Source organism: Serratia sp. ME47 (assembly GCF_903970925.1).
GTDB lineage: Bacteria > Pseudomonadota > Gammaproteobacteria > Enterobacterales > Enterobacteriaceae > Serratia > Serratia ureilytica.
On sequence record NZ_CAJCKE010000004.1, the window covers coordinates 167,360 to 186,731 of the forward strand.

The 19,372-nt window shown below is 60.5% G+C and carries 20 protein-coding genes; 6 read left to right on the forward strand and 14 right to left on the reverse strand.

Features of this window, described 5'->3' with window-relative positions; genetic code table 11:
* Window positions 1-2 precede the first annotated feature (2 nt).
* The gene (gene sdeB, locus H7A77_RS06475; protein WP_164106086.1) at window positions 3-3,146 is read left to right on the forward strand and encodes a multidrug efflux RND transporter permease subunit SdeB; all 3,144 of its coding nucleotides are present in this window, start codon (window positions 3-5) and stop codon (window positions 3,144-3,146) included.
* A gap of 65 nt (window positions 3,147-3,211) precedes the next feature.
* Here sdeB and H7A77_RS06480 read toward each other — a convergent pair whose 3' ends face one another.
* The 9 genes from H7A77_RS06480 to hinT form a co-directional block, all read right to left on the reverse strand.
* Entirely contained in the window at window positions 3,212-3,691 is a 480-nt protein-coding gene (locus tag H7A77_RS06480) for an Rrf2 family transcriptional regulator (protein WP_033642703.1), read from the reverse strand.
* 265 nt (window positions 3,692-3,956) lie between these two features.
* Entirely contained in the window at window positions 3,957-4,493 is a 537-nt protein-coding gene (locus tag H7A77_RS06485; RefSeq protein WP_004928798.1) for a glycine zipper 2TM domain-containing protein, read from the reverse strand.
* A gap of 356 nt (window positions 4,494-4,849) precedes the next feature.
* Window positions 4,850-6,154, reverse strand: a complete 1,305-nt coding sequence (locus H7A77_RS06490; RefSeq protein WP_004928794.1) for an NAD(P)/FAD-dependent oxidoreductase — start codon at window positions 6,152-6,154, stop codon at window positions 4,850-4,852.
* A 332-nt stretch (window positions 6,155-6,486) separates the two neighbouring features.
* Window positions 6,487-7,029 (reverse strand): alpha/beta hydrolase YcfP, encoded by a 543-nt coding sequence (ycfP, locus tag H7A77_RS06495; protein WP_015377468.1) that lies wholly within the window; start codon window positions 7,027-7,029, stop codon window positions 6,487-6,489.
* 79 nt (window positions 7,030-7,108) lie between these two features.
* Window positions 7,109-8,128 (reverse strand): beta-N-acetylhexosaminidase, encoded by a 1,020-nt coding sequence (nagZ, locus tag H7A77_RS06500; protein WP_182073957.1) that lies wholly within the window; start codon window positions 8,126-8,128, stop codon window positions 7,109-7,111.
* Window positions 8,129-8,165: 37 nt separating this feature from the next.
* The gene (gene thiK / locus H7A77_RS06505) at window positions 8,166-9,032 is read right to left on the reverse strand and encodes a thiamine kinase (RefSeq protein WP_147837894.1); all 867 of its coding nucleotides are present in this window, start codon (window positions 9,030-9,032) and stop codon (window positions 8,166-8,168) included.
* Window positions 9,013-9,603: a penicillin-binding protein activator LpoB gene (lpoB, locus tag H7A77_RS06510; protein WP_044031470.1), complete on the reverse strand. Its 591-nt coding sequence runs from the start codon at window positions 9,601-9,603 to the stop codon at window positions 9,013-9,015. The genes thiK and lpoB overlap by 20 nt, the downstream gene beginning before the upstream one ends.
* A 26-nt stretch (window positions 9,604-9,629) precedes the next feature.
* Window positions 9,630-10,019, reverse strand: a complete 390-nt coding sequence (locus H7A77_RS06515; RefSeq protein ID WP_025302428.1) for a YcfL family protein — start codon at window positions 10,017-10,019, stop codon at window positions 9,630-9,632.
* An 11-nt stretch (window positions 10,020-10,030) separates the two neighbouring features.
* Entirely contained in the window at window positions 10,031-10,381 is a 351-nt protein-coding gene (gene hinT, locus H7A77_RS06520) for a purine nucleoside phosphoramidase (RefSeq protein ID WP_004928776.1), read from the reverse strand.
* Window positions 10,382-10,602: 221 nt separating this feature from the next.
* On the opposite strand from hinT, the gene H7A77_RS06525 reads away from it, so the two are divergent.
* Entirely contained in the window at window positions 10,603-11,508 is a 906-nt protein-coding gene (locus H7A77_RS06525; RefSeq protein ID WP_033650750.1) for a transporter substrate-binding domain-containing protein, read from the forward strand.
* Here H7A77_RS06525 and H7A77_RS06530 read toward each other — a convergent pair.
* Window positions 11,505-11,882, reverse strand: coding sequence for a helix-turn-helix domain-containing protein (locus tag H7A77_RS06530; protein ID WP_080280845.1), 378 nt, complete (start codon window positions 11,880-11,882; stop codon window positions 11,505-11,507). The genes H7A77_RS06525 and H7A77_RS06530 overlap by 4 nt on opposite strands.
* A 99-nt stretch (window positions 11,883-11,981) precedes the next feature.
* Between H7A77_RS06530 and H7A77_RS06535 the strand changes: the two genes are divergently transcribed.
* On the forward strand, window positions 11,982-12,731 hold the full coding sequence (locus H7A77_RS06535) for an SDR family oxidoreductase (protein WP_182073958.1): 750 nt from the start codon (window positions 11,982-11,984) through the stop codon (window positions 12,729-12,731).
* A 49-nt stretch (window positions 12,732-12,780) separates the two neighbouring features.
* On the opposite strand, the gene H7A77_RS06540 is transcribed toward H7A77_RS06535, so the two are convergent.
* Window positions 12,781-13,299 (reverse strand): DUF4440 domain-containing protein, encoded by a 519-nt coding sequence (locus H7A77_RS06540; protein ID WP_147837892.1) that lies wholly within the window; start codon window positions 13,297-13,299, stop codon window positions 12,781-12,783.
* Between the two features lie 158 nt (window positions 13,300-13,457).
* Between H7A77_RS06540 and H7A77_RS06545 the strand changes: the two genes are divergently transcribed.
* Window positions 13,458-14,363, forward strand: a complete 906-nt coding sequence (locus H7A77_RS06545; RefSeq protein WP_046686861.1) for a LysR family transcriptional regulator — start codon at window positions 13,458-13,460, stop codon at window positions 14,361-14,363.
* A gap of 9 nt (window positions 14,364-14,372) precedes the next feature.
* On the opposite strand, the gene H7A77_RS06550 is transcribed toward H7A77_RS06545, so the two are convergent.
* The gene (locus H7A77_RS06550) at window positions 14,373-15,677 is read right to left on the reverse strand and encodes an Nramp family divalent metal transporter (RefSeq protein WP_172755740.1); all 1,305 of its coding nucleotides are present in this window, start codon (window positions 15,675-15,677) and stop codon (window positions 14,373-14,375) included.
* A 230-nt stretch (window positions 15,678-15,907) separates the two neighbouring features.
* On the opposite strand from H7A77_RS06550, the gene mntR reads away from it, so the two are divergent.
* Together mntR and H7A77_RS06560 are read left to right on the forward strand one after the other, a co-directional pair.
* A complete protein-coding gene (mntR, locus tag H7A77_RS06555) occupies window positions 15,908-16,378 on the forward strand; it encodes a manganese-binding transcriptional regulator MntR (protein WP_016928182.1) in 471 nt (156 codons plus the stop codon).
* Window positions 16,379-16,392: 14 nt separating this feature from the next.
* On the forward strand, window positions 16,393-16,758 hold the full coding sequence (locus H7A77_RS06560) for a DUF4180 domain-containing protein (RefSeq protein ID WP_182073959.1): 366 nt from the start codon (window positions 16,393-16,395) through the stop codon (window positions 16,756-16,758).
* Window positions 16,759-16,814: 56 nt separating this feature from the next.
* Here the strand turns inward: H7A77_RS06560 and ptsG are convergent, their stop codons facing one another.
* Entirely contained in the window at window positions 16,815-18,248 is a 1,434-nt protein-coding gene (gene ptsG / locus H7A77_RS06565; protein ID WP_016928184.1) for a PTS glucose transporter subunit IIBC, read from the reverse strand.
* A gap of 344 nt (window positions 18,249-18,592) precedes the next feature.
* Window positions 18,593-19,369 carry a metal-dependent hydrolase gene (locus tag H7A77_RS06570; RefSeq protein ID WP_042784208.1) on the reverse strand — a complete coding sequence of 259 codons (777 nt, stop codon included), beginning with the start codon at window positions 19,367-19,369 and terminating at the stop codon, window positions 18,593-18,595.
* Window positions 19,370-19,372: the final 3 nt, after the last annotated feature.

Below are 19,372 nucleotides of genomic sequence, written 5' to 3' on the forward strand. Positions count from 1 at the left end.
CCATGGACTTTTCCCGTTTTTTCATCGACCGGCCGATCTTCGCCGCGGTGCTGTCGATACTGATTTTTGTCGCCGGGGTGATCGCCATTCCGCTGCTGCCGATCAGCGAGTACCCGGACGTGGTGCCGCCCAGCGTGCAGGTGCGCGCCGAATACCCGGGCGCCAACCCGAAAGAGATTGCTGAAACGGTGGCGACGCCGCTGGAAGAAGCGATCAACGGCGTCGAAAACATGATGTACATGAAATCGGTCGCCGGCTCCGACGGCGTGCTGGTGACCACCGTCACCTTCCGCCCGGGCACCGATCCCGATCAGGCGCAGGTGCAGGTGCAAAACCGCGTGGCGCAGGCCGAAGCGCGTCTGCCGGAGGATGTGCGCCGCCAGGGCATCACTACCCAGAAACAGTCTCCGGCGCTGACGCTGGTGGTGCATCTGGTATCGCCTTCCGGCAAGTACGACTCGCTGTACCTGCGCAACTACGCCACCCTGAAGGTCAAGGATGAACTGGCTCGCCTGCCGGGCGTCGGCCAGGTGCAGATCTTCGGCGCCGGCGAATACGCAATGCGTATCTGGCTCGATCCGAACAAGGTCGCCGCGCGCGGGCTGACCGCCTCCGAAGTGGTGAGCGCCATGCAGGAGCAGAACGTGCAGGTCTCCGCCGGCCAGCTCGGTGCGGAGCCGATGCCGACGCGCAGCGACTATCTGCTGTCGATCAACGCCCGGGGCCGCCTGCAAACCGAAGAAGAGTTCGGCAACATCATTCTCAAGAGCGGCGATAACGGCGAGATCGTGCGGCTGCGCGACGTGGCGCGCATCGAAATGGGTTCCGGCAGCTACGCGCTGCGCGCCCAGCTCAATAACAAGGATGCGGTCGGCATCGGCATCTTCCAGTCGCCGGGCGCCAACGCCATCGAGCTGTCGGATGCGGTGCGCGGCAAGATGGCCGAGCTGGCGACCCGCTTCCCGGACGGCATGAGCTGGAAATCGCCGTACGATCCGACGGTGTTCGTGCGCGATTCGATCCGCGCGGTGGTGGACACCCTGCTGGAAGCGGTGATCCTGGTAGTGCTGGTGGTCATTCTGTTCCTGCAGACCTGGCGCGCCTCGATCATTCCCCTGTTGGCGGTGCCGATCTCCGTGGTCGGTACCTTCGCCGCGCTGTATCTGCTCGGCTTCTCGCTCAACACCCTTAGCCTGTTCGGGCTGGTGCTGGCGATCGGCATCGTGGTGGATGACGCCATCGTGGTGGTGGAGAACGTCGAGCGCAACATCGAAGAGGGGCTGTCGCCGCTGGCGGCGGCGCACCAGGCGATGCGCGAGGTCTCCGGCCCGATCATCGCCATCGCCGTGGTGCTGTGCGCGGTGTTTGTGCCGATGGCGTTCCTCTCCGGCGTTACCGGCCAGTTCTACAAACAGTTCGCCGTCACCATCGCCATCTCGACGGTGATCTCCGCCATCAACTCACTGACCCTGTCACCGGCGTTGGCGGCGCGCTTGCTGAAGCCGCACGGCGCACCGAAAGATCTGCCGTCGCGCCTGATCGACCGGCTGTTCGGCTGGCTGTTCCGGCCGTTCAACCGCTTCTTCGCCAGCGGCTCGCAGCGTTATCAGCACGGGGTCTCCCGCGTGCTGGGCCGACGCGGTGCAGTGTTCGTCGTCTACCTGCTGCTGCTGGTCGCCGCCGGGGTGATGTTCAAGACCGTGCCCGGCGGCTTTATCCCGACGCAGGACAAGCTGTATCTGATTGGCGGCGTGAAGATGCCGGAAGGCGCCTCGCTGGAGCGCACCGATGCGGTGATCCGCAAGATGAGCGCCATCGGCCTGAGCGTGGACGGCGTCACCGATGCGGTGGCCTTCCCCGGCCTGAACGCGCTGCAGTTCACCAATACGCCGAATACCGGCACGGTGTTCTTCGCGCTGGAGTCATTGAGCACCCGTACCCGCACCGCGGCGCAGATCAACGCCGAGATCAACGCGCGCATTTCACAGATCCAGGAAGGTTTCGCCTTCTCGATCATGCCGCCGCCGATCCTCGGCATCGGCCAGGGTTCCGGCTATTCGCTGTACGTGCAGGATCGCGGCGGGCTGGGTTACGGCGCGCTGCAGACCGCGATCAACACGATGTCCGGCGCCATTATGCAAACGCCGGGCATGGGCTTCCCGATCTCCTCTTATCAGGCCAACGTGCCGCAGCTGGACGCCAAAATCGATCGCGACAAGGCCAAGGCCCAGGGGGTGCCGCTCAATGCGCTGTTCAGCACGCTGCAAACCTACCTCGGTTCGTCTTACATCAACGACTTTAACCGTTACGGCCGCACCTGGAAGGTGATGGCGCAGGCCGACGGCCAGTTCCGCGACAGCGTGGAAGACATCGCCAACCTGCGTACCCGCAACGACAAAGGCGAAATGGTGCCGATCGGCAGTATGGTCAGCATCGGCACGACCTACGGCCCGGATCCGGTGATCCGCTACAACGGTTTCCCGGCGGCGGACCTGATCGGCGACGCCGATCCGCGCGTCCTCTCCTCTACCCAGGCAATGAGCGCGCTGACGCAAATGGCCGGCAAGCTGTTGCCGAACGGCATGAACATCCAGTGGACCGATCTGAGCTACCAGCAATCGACCCAGGGCAACGCCGCGCTGGTGGTGTTCCCGGTCGCGGTGCTGCTGGCGTTCCTCGCGCTGGCGGCGCTGTATGAAAGCTGGACGCTGCCGCTGGCGGTGATCCTGATCGTGCCGATGACCATGCTGTCGGCGCTGTTCGGCGTGTGGTTGACCGGCGGCGACAACAACGTGTTCGTGCAGGTCGGGTTGGTCGTTCTGATGGGGCTGGCCTGCAAGAACGCTATTCTGATCGTCGAGTTCGCCCGCGAGCTGGAAATGCAGGGCAAAGGCATCGTCGAGGCGGCACTGGAAGCCTGTCGCCTGCGGTTGCGACCGATCGTGATGACCTCCATCGCCTTCATCGCCGGCACCATCCCGCTGATCCTCGGCCACGGCGCCGGCGCCGAAGTGCGCGGCGTCACCGGCATCACGGTGTTCTCCGGCATGCTGGGGGTCACCCTGTTCGGGCTGTTCCTGACGCCGGTGTTCTACGTCACCCTGCGTCGCCTGGTGGCACGCAAAACGCAGACGCAGACGGCGTAATCCTCGTCTTAACATGCAAAAAGGTCGGGCATTGCCCGACCTTTCTTTATGCATCAGAACCGCGATTATTTATCGGCGGTTTCGGCCTCTTGCGCGGCGGCGTATTCCGCACAGGCGCGCTTGTCGCCCCGCTCCAGTTCGGCCAGCGAGTCAGCCACGGTGTGGCGCGCCAGCACCGCGAGCGAAGCCTGCTCGGCCTCGTTCACCACCGATTTAAAATACCAACAGGCGTTGGCGCTCACCAGGCAACGGGCCGGCACTTCAGGGCGTGAGGCCCAGATGCGCTTGTCGTCGATCACCGCCAGGTAGATATCCCGCAGGGTAATCTCTTCCGCCGGGCGGCCGAGGTGGATAGAGCCGTTTCGGCCCAGGGTGGAAACGATGATGCCGTCTTTGGTCAGCGGCACCATCAGTTTGCGGATAAAGCTCGGGTTAGCTTCCAGAGTGGCGGCGAGCGTGGCGCTCGTCGAACGCATGCCCTGCTTCTCAGCTACGGCGACGCTAAGGACCATTTGCAACGCTGTCGGAAAGCGAAAATCTAACATGTCGTTATCTCTGCGAGACGAAATACTCGGGTTTGGCCGGTGCGGCGATTAGCGCCGAACACACCGCTTAATCGCACAATAATATAACAAACGCGGGGGCTTTTTTGAAGTTTTGCCCAGTGATATCGCACGCAGACATTAGAACGATCGTCGAATTTGCGGGCAGACAAAAAGCAGAAACCCGCGTCAATGTTAACGCCGCTCGCTTAACCGAGTTAAACGATCAGAACTAACACTGCCCGCGGGTTTAATTCGAATGCGTCGATCAGGCTCTGTTCAGCACCAGCTGGCCGTTTTTGTCCAACGGGATTTGGGTGCCCGGATCGTGATCCATGCGGATCTTGCCCTGCTGATTGCCGATCTTGTAGGTCACGTCATAGCCCAGCATTTTCTGAGACTTGTCGTAGACCGTTTTGCAACGCTGCTGAACGCTGGTGGTGACGTCGTTATTCTGCATCGCCCCTTGCACCTGGTTACCGGCGTAGCCGCCGCCCAGAGCGCCCACCACGGTCGCCACGTCGCGTCCGCGACCGCCGCCGAACTGGTGGCCGATCACGCCGCCCGCCACTGCGCCCAGCACAGAACCGGCGATGCGGTTTTCATCCTGCACCGGTGCACGGTGCGTGACGGTGACGTTGCGGCATTCCTGACGCGGCGTTTTGATGGTTTCTTTAATCGGCGTTGCGGCGAGCACCTGCGCATATTGCGGACCGGCAGAAAAGACGTCCAGGCTGGCTACCGCGGCAATCCCCAGAGCGGCAGCGATGCCAATCCCAACACCGGCTAACATTGACTTGTTCACAGGAAACCTCCTGAAAGTGTTACCACGCATTTTTTCCGGGTCTGTTACCGGCATGGCACCGCGCTTATTATTTTGCGCATGGGCGGCTTGCGGTATCCCGGTTTACGGCGTGCGCGACGCGCCGTCTGTAAACGAGGTAAAGTCTGCACAATGATTTGAGGGCTCGCAATAAGACAAGGGGACCAAAAATGCGGGAAAACGGCCGTTTTGCCGTTGTTTAGGAGGAATCTTAAGAATTTTACCCATGTCGGCGACAGCTTATGCTGAAGAATCAAGCAACCGCCGCCGTTAGCCTCGCGCCGCCATAAAAAAACCCGCGCGGGCGAACCGGCGCGGGTTGATCGACAACGGCGGGATCAGTGCATCTTCAGGCGCGGGCGGATCACCCGGTTAATGCCGCCCACCAGCATCATCAGGCCGGTTTTGATGTAGCCGTGCAGCGCCACCTGGTGCATGCGGTACAGCGAGATATAGACGAAACGCGCAATGCGCCCTTCCACCATCATCGAGCCGCGCATCAGGTTGCCCATCAGGCTGCCGACGGTGCTGAAGCGCGACAACGACACCAGCGAACCGTGGTCTTTGTACACGTAAGGCTTCAGCGTCTGGCCGTTCATCAGCGCCAGGATATTAGTGGCGCAGCGTGAGGCCATCTGGTGCGCCGACTGGGCGCGTGGCGGCACGAAACCGCCGCCCTCTTTCGGGCAAGAGGCGCAGTCGCCGATGGCGAAGATGTTCGGATCGCGCGTGGTCTGCAGCGTCGGCTCCACCACCAACTGGTTGATGCGGTTAGTTTCCAGGCCGCCGATGTCCTTCATAAAGTCCGGCGCTTTGATGCCTGCCGCCCACACCATCAGATCGGCGTCGATGAACTCGCCGCCCTTGGTATTCAGGCCTTTGGCGTCCGCGCTGGTCACCATGGTGTTGGTCAGCACGCGCACGCCCAGCTTGATCAGCTCCTGGTGCGCCGCAGCGGAAATGCGCGGCGGCAGCGCCGGCAGAATGCGCTCGCCGGCTTCGACCAGCGTCACGTTGAGCGCGCTGTTGTCCAGGCCTTCAAAACCGTAGCTGTGCAGCTGTTTCACCGCGTTGTGCAGTTCGGCGGACAGTTCAACGCCGGTGGCACCGCCGCCGACGATGGCGATGTTGACCCGCTCTTTTTGCCCCGGCTGCGCCGAGAACTTCAGGAACAGGTTAAGCATTTCGTTGTGGAAACGACGTGCCTGATGCGGGTTATCCAGGAAGATGCAGTGCTCTTTCACGCCCGGCGTACCGAAATCGTTTGAGGTGCTGCCCAGCGCCATCACCAGGATGTCGTACGGCAGTTCACGCGCCGGCACCAGCTCGCCGCCCTGCTCGTCGCAGATCTGCGCCAGCTGCAGCGTTTGCGTCTCGCGGTTGATGTTGGTCAACGACCCCAGCTGGAAACTGAAATGGTGATTGCGCGCGTGCGCCAGGTAGCTGAGCGCATCCACGCCGTCATCGAGGGAGCCGGTCGCCACTTCGTGCAACAGCGGTTTCCACAAATGGCTGTGGTTGCGATCCACCAGCGTGATCTCGGCTTTGTTCTTACGGCCAAGTTTATGGCCCAGGCTGGTCGCCAGCTCCAGACCACCGGCGCCGCCGCCGACAATAACGATTTTCTTCTTTGGCGTTGTCAAAATAACCCCCTAAATGTGAACCATTTGTTATCCCAGGGTAAATAAATAATATCCTTAGAATACATAGGGTTCGCGTAAAATAAATCGGCTCTCTGCAGCCAGAATAGCATGTGAGGTTATTTGGTCATACCAAAATTGACGTACATCAATTTTTTTTGGTTAAAGGCTGGACGAGGGCATTTTTTGGGGATTGCGATTCAAATAGTTAGCGCTAAGTCACAGTTTTAAATTTTGCCGATTGCCACGCAAAATCTGGCTTTGGCGCACAAAAAAGCCGCACTTTCCGTCGGTGAAAAACGGGGAGCGCGGCTCGCGGCAGCGTTATGAAACTGTTAACCCAGCGCCTTGAACGCCTTGAGCCGCTGCAGATGCGGCGAGATGTTTTTGAACTTGTGCGTCTGCTGTTCATCCCACACGATCTCGTAGTAGTGATGCAGCAATTCGGCGCTGCGCCGGTTATCCAGCACCTCGTCGTGGCGCGACAGCACCACCAGACAGCGATCGCGGTTTTTCTCGCGGAAATCCTCCACGCACTTGGTGGCGATATCGCGATACTCTTCCGGCCGGTCTATCTTGCCGTGCATGTGCTCTTCCGGGTACAGGTTGGGATTGAACATCGCCTGGCGAATGCCGCACAGGAAGCCGATGCGCTCCGCCCAGAAGCCGCCGAGGCCGACCCCACAGATCAACGGGTGCGCATCGCCGCCCTGCTGCACCGCCTTGTCCACCTCTTTCAACAGATGCTGCATGTCGTGACGCGGGTGCAGCGTGCTGTAGCTGATAAAGCGCACATCCGGATCGATAAACTGCAGCTGTAACACCTTTTCATGATTGCCGGGGCTGGTGGAATCGAAGCCGTGCAAATAGATAATCATGTGGATCCTCGCAACAAGCCAAGGGCCGCGGGCGCGGCCCTCATCATTTCCGCTCTGCGCCGCGATGCGGCGCCTGGATTTACCCTTGCGAACGCTGCTTGTGCTCCTCCCAGCGTTCGCTCAGCGCGCTGAGCGCCTTGTGCGCCTGCTGCCAGCGCTCGGAGTCGCGCAGTTCCTGACGGGTGAACTGACCGCGATGATATAACCGCTTCACCTTCTCTGCTTTGACCGGGGACAGGTTATCCAACACGCTGATCGCGCCTTCGCGGTGGTTGCACACCAGGATCATGTCGCAACCGGCATCCAGCGCCGCCTGGCCGCGTTCGGCATAGCTGCCCATGATGGCGGCGCCTTCCATCGACAGATCGTCGGAGAAAATCACGCCGTCGAAACCCAGCTCCTGACGCAGGATCTGCTGCAGCCAGTACGGCGAGCCGCTGGCCGGACGCGGGTCCGCTTCAGTATAGATGACGTGAGCCGGCATGACGGCGTCCAGCAATTGACGATTGATCAGCTCGCGGAAGATCGCCATGTCATGCTCGCGGATCTGCGCCAGCGGCCGCGGATCGCGCGGGGTTTCCTTGTGCGAATCGGCGCTGACGGCGCCGTGCCCCGGGAAGTGCTTACCGGTGGTTTTCATGCCGGCGCTGTGCATGCCGAGGATAAAGCGTTCCGCCATCACCAACGCCTGCTGCGGATCGCTGTGGAACGAACGCTCGCCGATCGCCGCGCTGGCATGGCCGATGTCCAGCACCGGCGCAAAGCTGATGTCGATATCCTGCGCGATCATCTCCGCCGCCATCAGCCAGCCGGCCTCCTGCGCCAGGCGACCGCCTTCTTGCGCATCGTTCAAGGCGGCGAACGATTGCGCCGCCGGCAAGCGGGTGAAGCCTTCGCGGAAGCGCTGCACGCGCCCGCCCTCCTGATCCACGGCCACCACCAGCCGATCGTGCGAAGCGGCACGGATCTGGCGCACCAGCTCACGCAGCTGCTCCGCATCGTGGAAATTGCGGGTAAACAGGATCAATCCGCCAACCAGCGGGTGTTTCAGAATCTCGCGTTCTTCTGCATCCAGCTCGTAGCCGGCGACATCTAACATTACTGGGCCCACGGGCACCTCACTTCATATTGTTCGTTCAGAATTCGGATGATGATAAACAGAATTGCCGGCGCAGCGCCGCGCCCCAGCGCAAAAATTCAACGTCGCCGCTCTGCTGCCAGCGCACTTCAAACCACAGCAGCATCAGATAATCCACCCACGGCAGCCAGCGCTGCACCTGCGCCTGCAGCCGGGCGACGTCGTGATAGCCCTGACGCGCGTAGTGCTGCAAAAAGCGCTGCTGCGGCTCAGCCGCCCAGCCGTTGCCGCGAAACAGCGCGGCGATATCCAACGCCACATCGCCGTCGGCGGCATACTCCCAGTCGATAAGCCGCAGCCCCTCGCCGGTCGCGAGCAAATTGCCCGGGTGGATGTCCATGTGCAGCGGTGCCAGGCGTAATGGCCGCGGCGGCTCGCAGCGTAAGAAATGACGCTGCCAACGCAGCCAGGCGGGGGTTAAACGCCGCGTATCCAGCTGCTGCCAGTAGCGGAGGAACTGCCGCCGCAGATCCAGCCGGTAACCGCTGAGCGGCCGCCGGTGCAGCGTCGTCGCCATCGCCGCCAGCTCGCCGCGTTGATTCAGCATGTCAAACTCAGCTTCTGTGACGATGTCACCTTCGAGCCATTCGAGGACAAGCCACTGATTATTCTGCGCGAAAACCCGTGGTCCCAGCCCCGACGCGCAGCGACGCAAGACCTGCGCTTCCCGCCGTCTGCTCACGCCCAGCGCGCGTTTCTCCGCGCTGTTTTGCCGCGCCAGCAGCGTAATGCCCGATCCGTCGATGCGCCAGCTCTCGCCGGTCAGCCCCTGCACCGGGCTGAAATGACAACCGGCGGTATTCACCGCCGGCAGTCTGGTTTCCATCAATTGTCGCAGCGCGGCCTCAGCGTTTAACGGCGCCATTGCCCGACCAGACGATCTCGCCGGTTTGCACCAGCATCAGCTGCATATCCAACGCCGGTGACTTCACGTCGCCGCTGACGTCGCTGTACAACACGTACTGCGCGCCGACGATGCGCGCCAGGCCAATCGCCTTGCTGCGCGAGCCGAAGCTGTCATCCGCCGACAGGCCCAGCGTTTGTCTGGCGCTCGTCAGCTTCGCTTCCGGCACCACGCTGAAGGTGGAGTTCGACGCCAGCGCCTTATACAGCGCCGCGGTGGCTTTGCCCATCTGCAGCGAGCCGTTGGTGTTATTCTTGACGCTGTCCAGCAGCAGCACGCTGCCGGCCGTGACGCCATCGGCCTTCAGCATCTGATTCACCAGCGGTTGAACGCTGCCCAGCCAGTCAAGCTGCTGGATTTTCGGCGGCTGCGGCACCGGCTCGGTGGTTGGCGGCTGCGGCTGCTCGACCGGCGGCGTTGGCTGTTCCGGTTCGGCGGTGACCGGCGGCAACGGCTGATCCGGCTCAGGCGGGCGCGACAGACAGCCGCTCAGGGTGAATGCGGCCAGCGCCACTAAGACGTACTTTTTCATGCTTTTTCTCCAAACCTGGCAAGCGCTTACAGGTACAGATACAGACGCGCGCTTTTAGCTTCCAGATTACCGTTAATCGAGTAGATTTTGGCGTCCGAGTTAGGCGCCACGACGATCTCACGCGGTTTCTCGAAGGGGCGAATATCCAGCCCCTGCGCGTCGTACCAATAGAAACGATAATGCACGGTGACCGGCGTCGGTTGGCTGTTATTGAGCACCGAAGTCGCCATCACCCGCCCGGAAGCGTTCGAGACAGAGGGCGTATCGGCAAAAATGCCGGCGGTCAGCACCGAAGGATCCATCACCACCGTTTGCCCCCGGTTAACCGCAATGCCGGATGGCGAACTGCACCCCATCAGCAATGCGGCGGGCAGCGCCAACGCCATCAGACAACGCAGAGTTTTTTTACCGCGCATGATTTCCTCGCTTAACGTGACAGCAGCGGCCCCAGCGAGCGGCCACCGACCAGGTGCATATGAATATGATAGACCTCCTGACCGGCGTGGCGGTTGCAGTTGACGATCAGGCGGTAGCCGTCCTCGGCGATGCCTTCCTGTTCGGCGATTTTTGCCGCGGCGGTGATCATGCGGCCCAACGCGGCCTCATGCTCAACGGTCACGTCGTTGACGGTTGGGATCAGCACGTTGGGAACGATCAGCACATGGGTGGGCGCCTGGGGGGAGATGTCACGGAAAGCGGTGACCAGTTCATCCTGGTAAACCACATCAGCAGGGATTTCGCGGCGGATAATTTTACTGAAAATCGTTTCTTCGGCCATCTGGCGTTCCTTGTTTTACACAATTAGCTGTACGCAGTATGAGTGACAAATTCTACTGCTTTCAACCTGATTGCGCACTTTCCACGTCGAGTGCTGCAGATTCGCGCAGGCCGTCGCCCCGCTTGTGCATCTTTTCACTTTGGTTATTCACTATTGTTGCTTTACTTGCCCCGCGCCGCCGCCAATAGTAACCCCATGATTAACAAAGGATAGAGGGCACTATGCCACTGAAGATTGCGGCGCTGTGCGCGCTGTTGCTGAGCGCTGCCGTGCAGGCGGCCACGACGGGCGGTATCGACCTGCAGGCTAACCGAGAGCCGATACGCGCGGAGAAAAATCCCGCCGCTATCGCGCTGATCCCGGCGAACTTTCACTTCGCGGTGCCCGGCAAGCTGACGGTGGCGGTAGCATTCGAGAACTCCCCGCCGCTGGCGCTGTTCGCCGAAGACAATAAAACGCTGATCGGCAGCGATCCGGACATCGCCCGCCTGGTGGCCGACAGCCTCGGGCTGGAGCTGAATCTGGTGCCAACCTCTTGGGAAGATTGGCCGCTGGGCATCAGCGCGGGCAAATACGATGCGGCGATCTTCAACATCGCCGTCACCAAACAGCGTAAAACCAAATTCGATTTCGCCACCTACCGGGTGGACACGCTGGGCTTTTACGTCAAATCCACCAGCCACATCACCGCGATCAACCGCCCGCAGGATGTGGCCGGGCTGCGGATCATCGTCGGATCCGGCACCAATCAGGAAAACATTCTGCTGGGATGGGATAAGCAGAATCGCGCCGCCGGGCTGCCGCCGGTACAGCCGATCTACGTGACCGACGACGCCGCCACCAACCTCAGCATTCAGTCCGGGCGCGCCGATGCGTTCTTCGGCCCCCACTCCACCGGCGCCTACAAGGCGGCGCTGACCGGCAAAACCAAAATGGTCGGCATCGGCCCCAACGTGGCCTACGTCGCGGTCACCACCAAAAAAGGCAACGGATTGGTGAACGCCGTCAACGCCGCGATCAATGGCGCGATCGTCAGCGGCGAATACGCGCAGGTGCTGGAACGCTGGGGCGAAGGCGACGAAAAGGTCGAGCGTTCAACCATCAACCCGCCGGGCATCGGCGACTAACCGCCGATCAGCTGCGGGGCATGCCGACGCATCCACTCGGCCAGCGAGTCCAGCGTCGGCCGCAGCGATTTGCCCAGCGCGGTGACCTGATACTCCACTCGCGGCGGCACTTCGGGATACACCTGCCGCGTCACCAGACCGCGTTGTTCGAACAGCCGCAGCTGGCGCGTCAGCTCTTTTTGCGCGATGGGCGCCACCGCTCGCTGCAGCTCGCTGAATCGCACCGGGCCATCGATTGTGATCAGCCGGTACAGGATGGGTATCGCCCATTTGCCCGACACCAGATTGACGAAGTCCACCATCGGGCAGGGTTCGCCCGCCGTCGGCAGCGCCGACAAATTATTTTCCGTCGTTAAGGGCGCTTGCGCCGTCATTTCATCCCTCCTCGTCCTTTAGTATCCAAAAGGTGCCTACTATGCAAAAGGAACTATAGCGCAAATAATGCCGCAACAGACGCTAAAGAGGAATCGGTTATGTCACGACTGCAAGGCAAATACACATTGATTACCGGCGGCACCAGCGGCATCGGGCTGGAAACCGCCCGCCAGTTCATCGCCGAGGGCGCAACGGTGGCGATCACCGGCCGCAGCCAACGCGCCCTGGACGCGGCGGGCCAGGCATTGGCGGGCAACGCGCTGCTGCTGCTGAGCGACGCCGGCGATATCCCACAGCAGCGCGCGCTGGCGCAGCAGTTGGAGCAACGGTGGCCGCGGCTGGACGTGCTGTACGTTAACGCCGGCGACGTCACGCATCGCCCGCTGCAGGAGTGGGATGAGCAGAGCTACCAGCGGCTGATGGACATCAACCTGAAGGGGCCGTTCTTTCTGATCCAGGCGCTGCTGCCGCTGCTGGCCAACCCTTCTTCGGTGATCCTGTGCGGTTCGGTCAGCGCCCATATCGGCCTGCCGCAGAGCAGCGCCTACGCCGCCAGCAAAGCCGGTTTGTTGTCTTTGGCCAGAACGCTCTCCGGCGAGCTGCACGCGCGCGGCATTCGCGTCAACGGCCTCAGCCCCGGCCCGACCGAAACCCCGGCGCTGGGAAAACTGGGGCTGGCGGAAGCGGATGAGCGGGCCTTGCGCGACGATATCCGCGCGCTGGTGCCGATCGGCCGCATGGGCAGCGCATTGGAGCTGGCCAAAGCGGCGGTGTTTCTGGCGGCGGATGAGTCGGCCTTTATGGTCGGCGCGGAGCTGCAGATGGACGGCGGCGTGGGGAATCTTTAGCCGTCGCGCGACACACTAAGGCCGCTTGCGCGGCCTTTGTCAGTGTCACTCAACTCACCCCTTGAATCGGGTTGGTATTGAAGGTGTAGACCACGATCTTCCACTGGCCCTGCTGTTTCTCCAATACAAATACTTCACGGTTTAAATCGATCAAGGTGGCTCCGTCGCTTATTCGGGTTACCGTCGCGCCGCGATGATGGTGCGTGCGCACATAGGCCATATTCCCGTTCACACTGATGCTGTCATAAGCAAACTCGGTTTCAAATTTCTCGTTTTTAAATAAATTATCATATTGTTGTCGGCGTTTTTCATTGCTGTCCGCCGTCGGTTTTTCGTTCCATTGCGAGTAACTTTCCGGGGCAAAAAGTGACAAAATTGTTTGCGTATCGCCGGCGTTAAGCGCTGCCTGGTAGCGGCTTATCAGGTTATACACCGCCTTCTGCTCGGCCGCGACGCTCGCCTCAGCGGAAACCCTGTAACTTTGCGATGCGGCCTCGCTGCTTGCGGCATAACTTTGGCCGCACAAGCCCACGCCCGCCAATAACAATACGGCAGTTAATTTTTTCATATAAATATCCTCTCAGGCGTTATTTCATAATGGCAATACAGGATGCGATTTCAGATAAATAAAAACGCTGGAAATAAATTATCCAATGCCGCGTTAAATTGACAGCCGACATATTTAAAAATACTCTTTTAATAATTTAAATAATGGAAGCCGTTAACATGAATGAACTGCACGCGCTGCGCGTATTCTGCCAGGTGGTGGAAATGGAGGGGTTCAGCCAAGCGGCAACCAAAATGGGGCTCTCCCCGGCCAGCGTCACATACAGCATCAATCAGCTTGAAAAACAGTTCGGGCAACGCCTGTTCAAGCGTTCAACCCGGCGCTTCTCGCTGACCAGCGCCGGGGAGCGTTGCTATCGCACCGCGCAAGAAATTCTGCAGCAGTTTGACCGGCTGAAAAACGACATGTCGTGCGATTTTGAACAACCACGAGGACCGCTGCGGGTCGAGATAGCCTCGATGCTCAGCAGCATGCATATCGCCCCGGCGCTCCCGGCTTTTTTGGCGCAATACCCAGAGTTGCAGCTCAGCGTGTCGGTCAGCGATCGCTTGGTCAATCCGGCGGAAGATCGCGCCGACGTGTTTATTCGCATCGGCGCCGGCAACATCCCCGAGATGGTCAGCCGCCCATTGCTGCAACCCCGTTATCTGTGCTGTGCGTCTCCCGATTATTTTGCGCGCCACGGCCGGCCGGAACACCCGGAGCAGTTGCAACGCCATCAGCGGCTGGGATTTATCCGTTCAGGCGCGGCGGCGGCGGACGACTGGCAGTTCATTCGTGATGACGAGCGCTACCGTCTGGCGCCCAGCCCGCTGTTGAGCTTCAACCATTCACAATCGCTGTGTGAGGTGGCCAGGAACCATCTCGGCCTGGTTTACTTGCTGGACTGCACGCTGGAAAACTATCTGAAGGCGGGCGAACTGGAACCGATACTGCAGGAGTGGGCGCCCCTTGGGGCGCCAATCAATATTCTCTATCCGCGCCTGCGGGATCGCAGCCATAAAATTCGGGTTTTCGTCGACTTCATCAGCGAACTGTTCGCCGGTAAATCCGCCGGGCACTGACCGCGCAGCTCATCCCAACCCGGGGATATCGACACCGAAAGTCTGCAGCAGCAACACCACGTTGAGCAGCACAATCACCACCGTGCCGACCACCGCCGCCAGGCTGGTCCAGCGGCCGTTGGCGAACTCGCCCATGATGTCGCGGCGGCGAGTGAACATTACCAGCGCAATCATCGGCGCCGGCAGCGCCAGGCTCAGCACCACCTGGCTGTAGACCAGCGCGTCGGTGGCGTTGACGCCCATCGCCACCACGATGAACGCCGGCACCATGGTGACCAGACGGCGCACCCACACCGGGATACGGAAACCGACGAAGCCCTGCATGATCATTTGCCCGGCCATGGTGCCCACCACCGAGCTGGAAATGCCGGAGGCGATCAGCGAAGCCAGGAAAATGCCGGCCGCCGCCGCGCCGAACAGCGGCGTCAGCGTATGGTAGGCGGTGCCGATTTCGGCCACGTCGCTGTTACCGGCGTGGAAGGCGCTCGAGGCCATGATCACCATCGCAATATTCACCAGCCCGGCAAGGGCCAGCGCGATCACCACTTCAATATTGGAAAAACGCAGCAGCTTGCGCCGCTCGCCGTTGTCGCTGGCCGGGCTGCGGTGCTGGGTCAGCCCCGAGTGCAGGAAAATGGCGTGCGGCATTACGGTGGCGCCGATAATGCCGACGGCGATGGTCAGCGCCTGCGCATCCGGCAACTGCGGCGTCACCATACCGATGCCGGCCGCCTGCCAATCCACCGGCACGATGAACATTTCCACCAGGTAGCACAGCGCGATGATGCCCACCAGGCCGCCAATCATCAGCTCGACCGGGCGGAAACCTTTTTTCTCCACCATCAGCAGCGCATAAGTGATCACCGCCGTCACCCCCATCCCCGCCAGCAGCGGCATATGGAACAGCAGCGCCAGCGCGATCGCCCCGCCGAGAAACTCCGCCAGATCGGTGGCCATCGCCGCCACTTCGCTGAGCAGCCACATGCCGATCACCACCGGCCGTGAAAACTGGTCACGGCACATTTCCGCCAGATTGCGGTTGGTGACGATGCCCAGCTTGGCCGACAGCGCCTGAAACAACATGGCGATCAGGTTGGCCATCACCACCACCCACAGCAGGCTGTAGCCGTATTTCGCCCCGGCCTGGATGTTGGTGGCGAAATTACCGGGATCCATATAGGCGATAGAGGCAATCACCGCCGGACCGGCGAACAGCAGCGGCGTGAAGGCGCCGCGCTTGCGCCCGGCAAGGGCGGCGCCAATCGCGATGTTGGTCCGTTCGGTTAACGATGGGGGGGTTGCCGCGTCTCGCATGAAGTACCCTTAATCTTTTACTGGTTATTTTTCCACCGATCATGCTGACAATGTAGCATCGGCTACACTTTATGCAACAGGCGAAATTAATGGGCTTTGTGTAGAGATATTTCTAACTACCACAATGCATGGCATCGAATTGATAATGTGTGCTATTTGGACTAACTTAGGGCAACCCTCCCCGCATTGCCGGGAGACGCCATTTTTATGCTTACAGGACGCCCCACGCTATGGTTACCCGCGCGCCAGATAACGCCGACCGCCACGCCCAGACCGACATGCCGGACGAGGCCGAGCACGCCCTGCGTTTTAGCCGCGCCCGCGAAGCGCAGTCCAATGCGCTGATCGAAGATTACGTTGAGCTGATCGCCGATTTGCTGCAAAGCACCCGCGAAGCCAGAACCACCGATATCGCGCGCCGCTTCGGCGTCTCTCACCCGACGGCGATCAAAAATATCGCGCGGCTCAAAAGCGCCGGGCTGGTGGAGTCGCGCCCTTATCGCGGGGTGTTTTTAACCGAGGAAGGCGAGCAGCTGGCGCAGAAGGTGCGCCGCCGTCACCGCATCGTGGTCGATCTGCTGATGTGCCTCGGGGTGCCGAGCGAAACCGCCGAGCTGGACAGCGAAGGGATTGAACACCATATCTCGGACGAAACGCTGGCGGTGTTCGAGCATTACCTGCAAAAACATGCCAAACCCTGACTCCCGGAGCACCGATGAGCTACGCCGTGCAGCAAATCCATGATCTGCGCCTGGTGGTTTTCGCCGAAGCCGGGCCGATGTTGAAAGACGAAAACGACGTCAGCCTGTTTATCGCGCCCGCCTTTGAACACGAGGCCGGGATGATTGCCCTCCCCGTCAACCGCCTCGACGCCGCCTTTTTCCAGCTCAGAAGCGGCATTGCCGGCGCCGTATTGCAGAAATTTATCAACTACCGCCTGCGCGTGGCGCTGCTAGGCGATATCACCCCCTGGCTGGCGAAAAGCAACGCGCTGCAAGATTTCGTGCGCGAAGCCAACCGCGGCGAACAGGTCTGGTTCCTCCCTTCTCTCGCCGAGCTCGAACAGCGCCTTGGCGCCTGACGGCAGGCAATAAAAAAGGGAGGCTTTCGCCTCCCTTGATAACTCCCCTGCCTGAATCAGTGATTACGGATGTATTCGTCCATATCGGTTTTCAGGTTGTCGGACTTGGTGCCGAAGATGGCCTGCACGCCGGAGCCAGCGACGACTACGCCGGCTGCGCCCAGTTTCTTCAGGCCCGCCTGGTCGACTTTGGACACGTCGGCCACGCTGACGCGCAGACGGGTGATGCAAGCATCCAGGTTTGTGATGTTTTCTTTACCGCCGAAGGCCTGAACCAGCGCTGCGGACATTTCGGAACCGCCCTGCGCAGTCTGCTCGGCAGCGGTGTCTTCACGGCCCGGCGTTTTCAGATCCAGCTTGGCGATCAGCACGCGGAAGATGGTGTAGTACACCAGACCGTAGACGATACCGACGATTGGGAACAGCCAGATTTTGCTGCTGTTGCCGCTCAGTACGATAAAGTCGATCAGGCCGTGCGAGAAGCTGGTGCCGTCACGCATGCCCAACAGGATGCAGATTGGGAACGCCAGGCCGGCCAGGATAGCGTGGATCACGTACAGAATCGGCGCGACGAACATGAAGGAGAACTCGATCGGCTCGGTGATACCGGTCAGGAACGAGGTCAGCGCGGCGGAGATCATGATGCCGCCGACTTTCGCGCGGTTTTCCGGCTTGGCCGAGTGCCAGATGGCGATGGCCGCAGCAGGCAGACCGTACATTTTGAACAGGAAGCCGCCGGACAGTTTGCCCGCGGTCGGGTCGCCCGCCATATAGCGAGGGATATCACCGTGGAATACCTGGCCCGCCGCGTTGGTGAACTCGCCAATTTGCATTTGGAACGGGACGTTCCAGATGTGGTGCAGACCGAACGGCACCAGTGCACGCTCAACCACGCCGTAGATGCCGAAGGCCACGACCGGGTTCTGATAAGCCGCCCACTGCGAGAAGGTCTGGATAGCCGTACCGATCGGCGGCCAGATGAAGGACAGCACTACGCCCAGAACGATCGCCGCCAGACCGGAAATGATCGGCACGAAACGCTTACCGGCAAAGAAGCCCAGGTATTCCGGCAGTTGAATGCGGAAGAAGCGGTTAAACATATAGGCCGCGATGGCGCCGGAGATAATCCCCCCGAGCACACCGGTATCCGCCAGGTGTTTGGCCGCAATCTCTTCAGCCGGCAAGTGCAGCACCAGCGGCGCAACCACCGCCATGGTTTTCACCATGATGCCGTAAGCCACCACCGCCGCCAGCGCGGAAACGCCGTCGTTGTTGGTGAAGCCCAAGGCGACGCCGATGGCGAAAATCAGCGGCATGTTGGCGAAGACCGAACCGCCCGCTTCCGCCATCACGTGGGAGACTACCGCAGGTAGCCAGCTAAAGTTGGCGGAACCGACGCCCAGCAGGATACCTGCGATAGGCAACACGGACACCGGCAGCATGAGCGATTTACCTACTTTTTGCAGGTTTGCAAATGCGTTCTTGAACATAGTTGAGTGTGCTCCTGAGTAATAATGCTTTGCTACTTCTTGTCGCGATTGGTCGCGCTGCAAGGGGGGGAGAAAAACCCCTGCAATTCAGGGTGTCTGAGCACCCCTTGAATTTATTACGCAGAGTAAAATAAATAGCCTGCGCAATGTTTGATGACAATCACGTTTCGATGATCGAGCCGCGGCAACTTTGCATAAACCGGCGTTTGTTTGGCAAAACAGAGCAAAAAACGCGCGCCAATCACCCTGAAACGGGAGCGAACCTTACCCGTTTCAGTGATTAATTACGAGCTTAAAAAAAAATTACGCAGACAATGACCTACCGCTATAGCCTAGGTCAAAGATCACAGTTCGAGGTGAAATAAGCGTGAAAAGTTGGCGGTGGTCGCTTCGGCCAGCTGTTCCAGGCTGACGCCCTTCAATACCGCCATGTATTCAGCCACATCACGCACATAGGCGGGTTGGTTTTCTTTGCCGCGATGCGGCACCGGCGCCAGATAAGGCGAGTCGGTTTCCACCAGCATGCGATCCAGCGGCACGTAGCGTGCCACTTCGCGCAGCTGTTCGGCATTGCGGAAGGTGACGATGCCGGAGAAGGAGATGTAGAAGCCCAGATCCAGCAAGGCTTCGGCCGTGGCCAGATCTTCTGTGAAGCAGTGCAGCACGCCACCGCAGTCTTGCGCGTTCTCTTCACGCAGGATCGCCAGCGTGTCCGCGCGCGCCTCGCGGGTGTGGACGATCACCGGCTTGTTCAGATCACGGCCAATGCGGATATGTTCGCGGAAAGAGTCCTGCTGCAGCTCAAGGTTGTCTTTCTGGTAGAAGTAATCGAGCCCGGTCTCTCCCAGCGCCACCACCTGTTCCGCCGCCGCCAGGCGACGCAGCTCGGCGTAATCATAGCCCTCTTCCAGATTAAGCGGATGCACCCCGCAGGAGAAAGCCACATCGTTGCGCTCGCCGATCAATTCGGTCATGGAACGGTAACCCGGCAACGTGGTGGCGACCGCCAGCACATAGCCGACGTCGCGCGCCTTGGCCTTGGCCAGCGCGTCGTCCACATTCTGGTGCAGCGTTTGGTAATCCAGGCCGTCAAGGTGGCAATGAGAATCGACTAACAACATAAT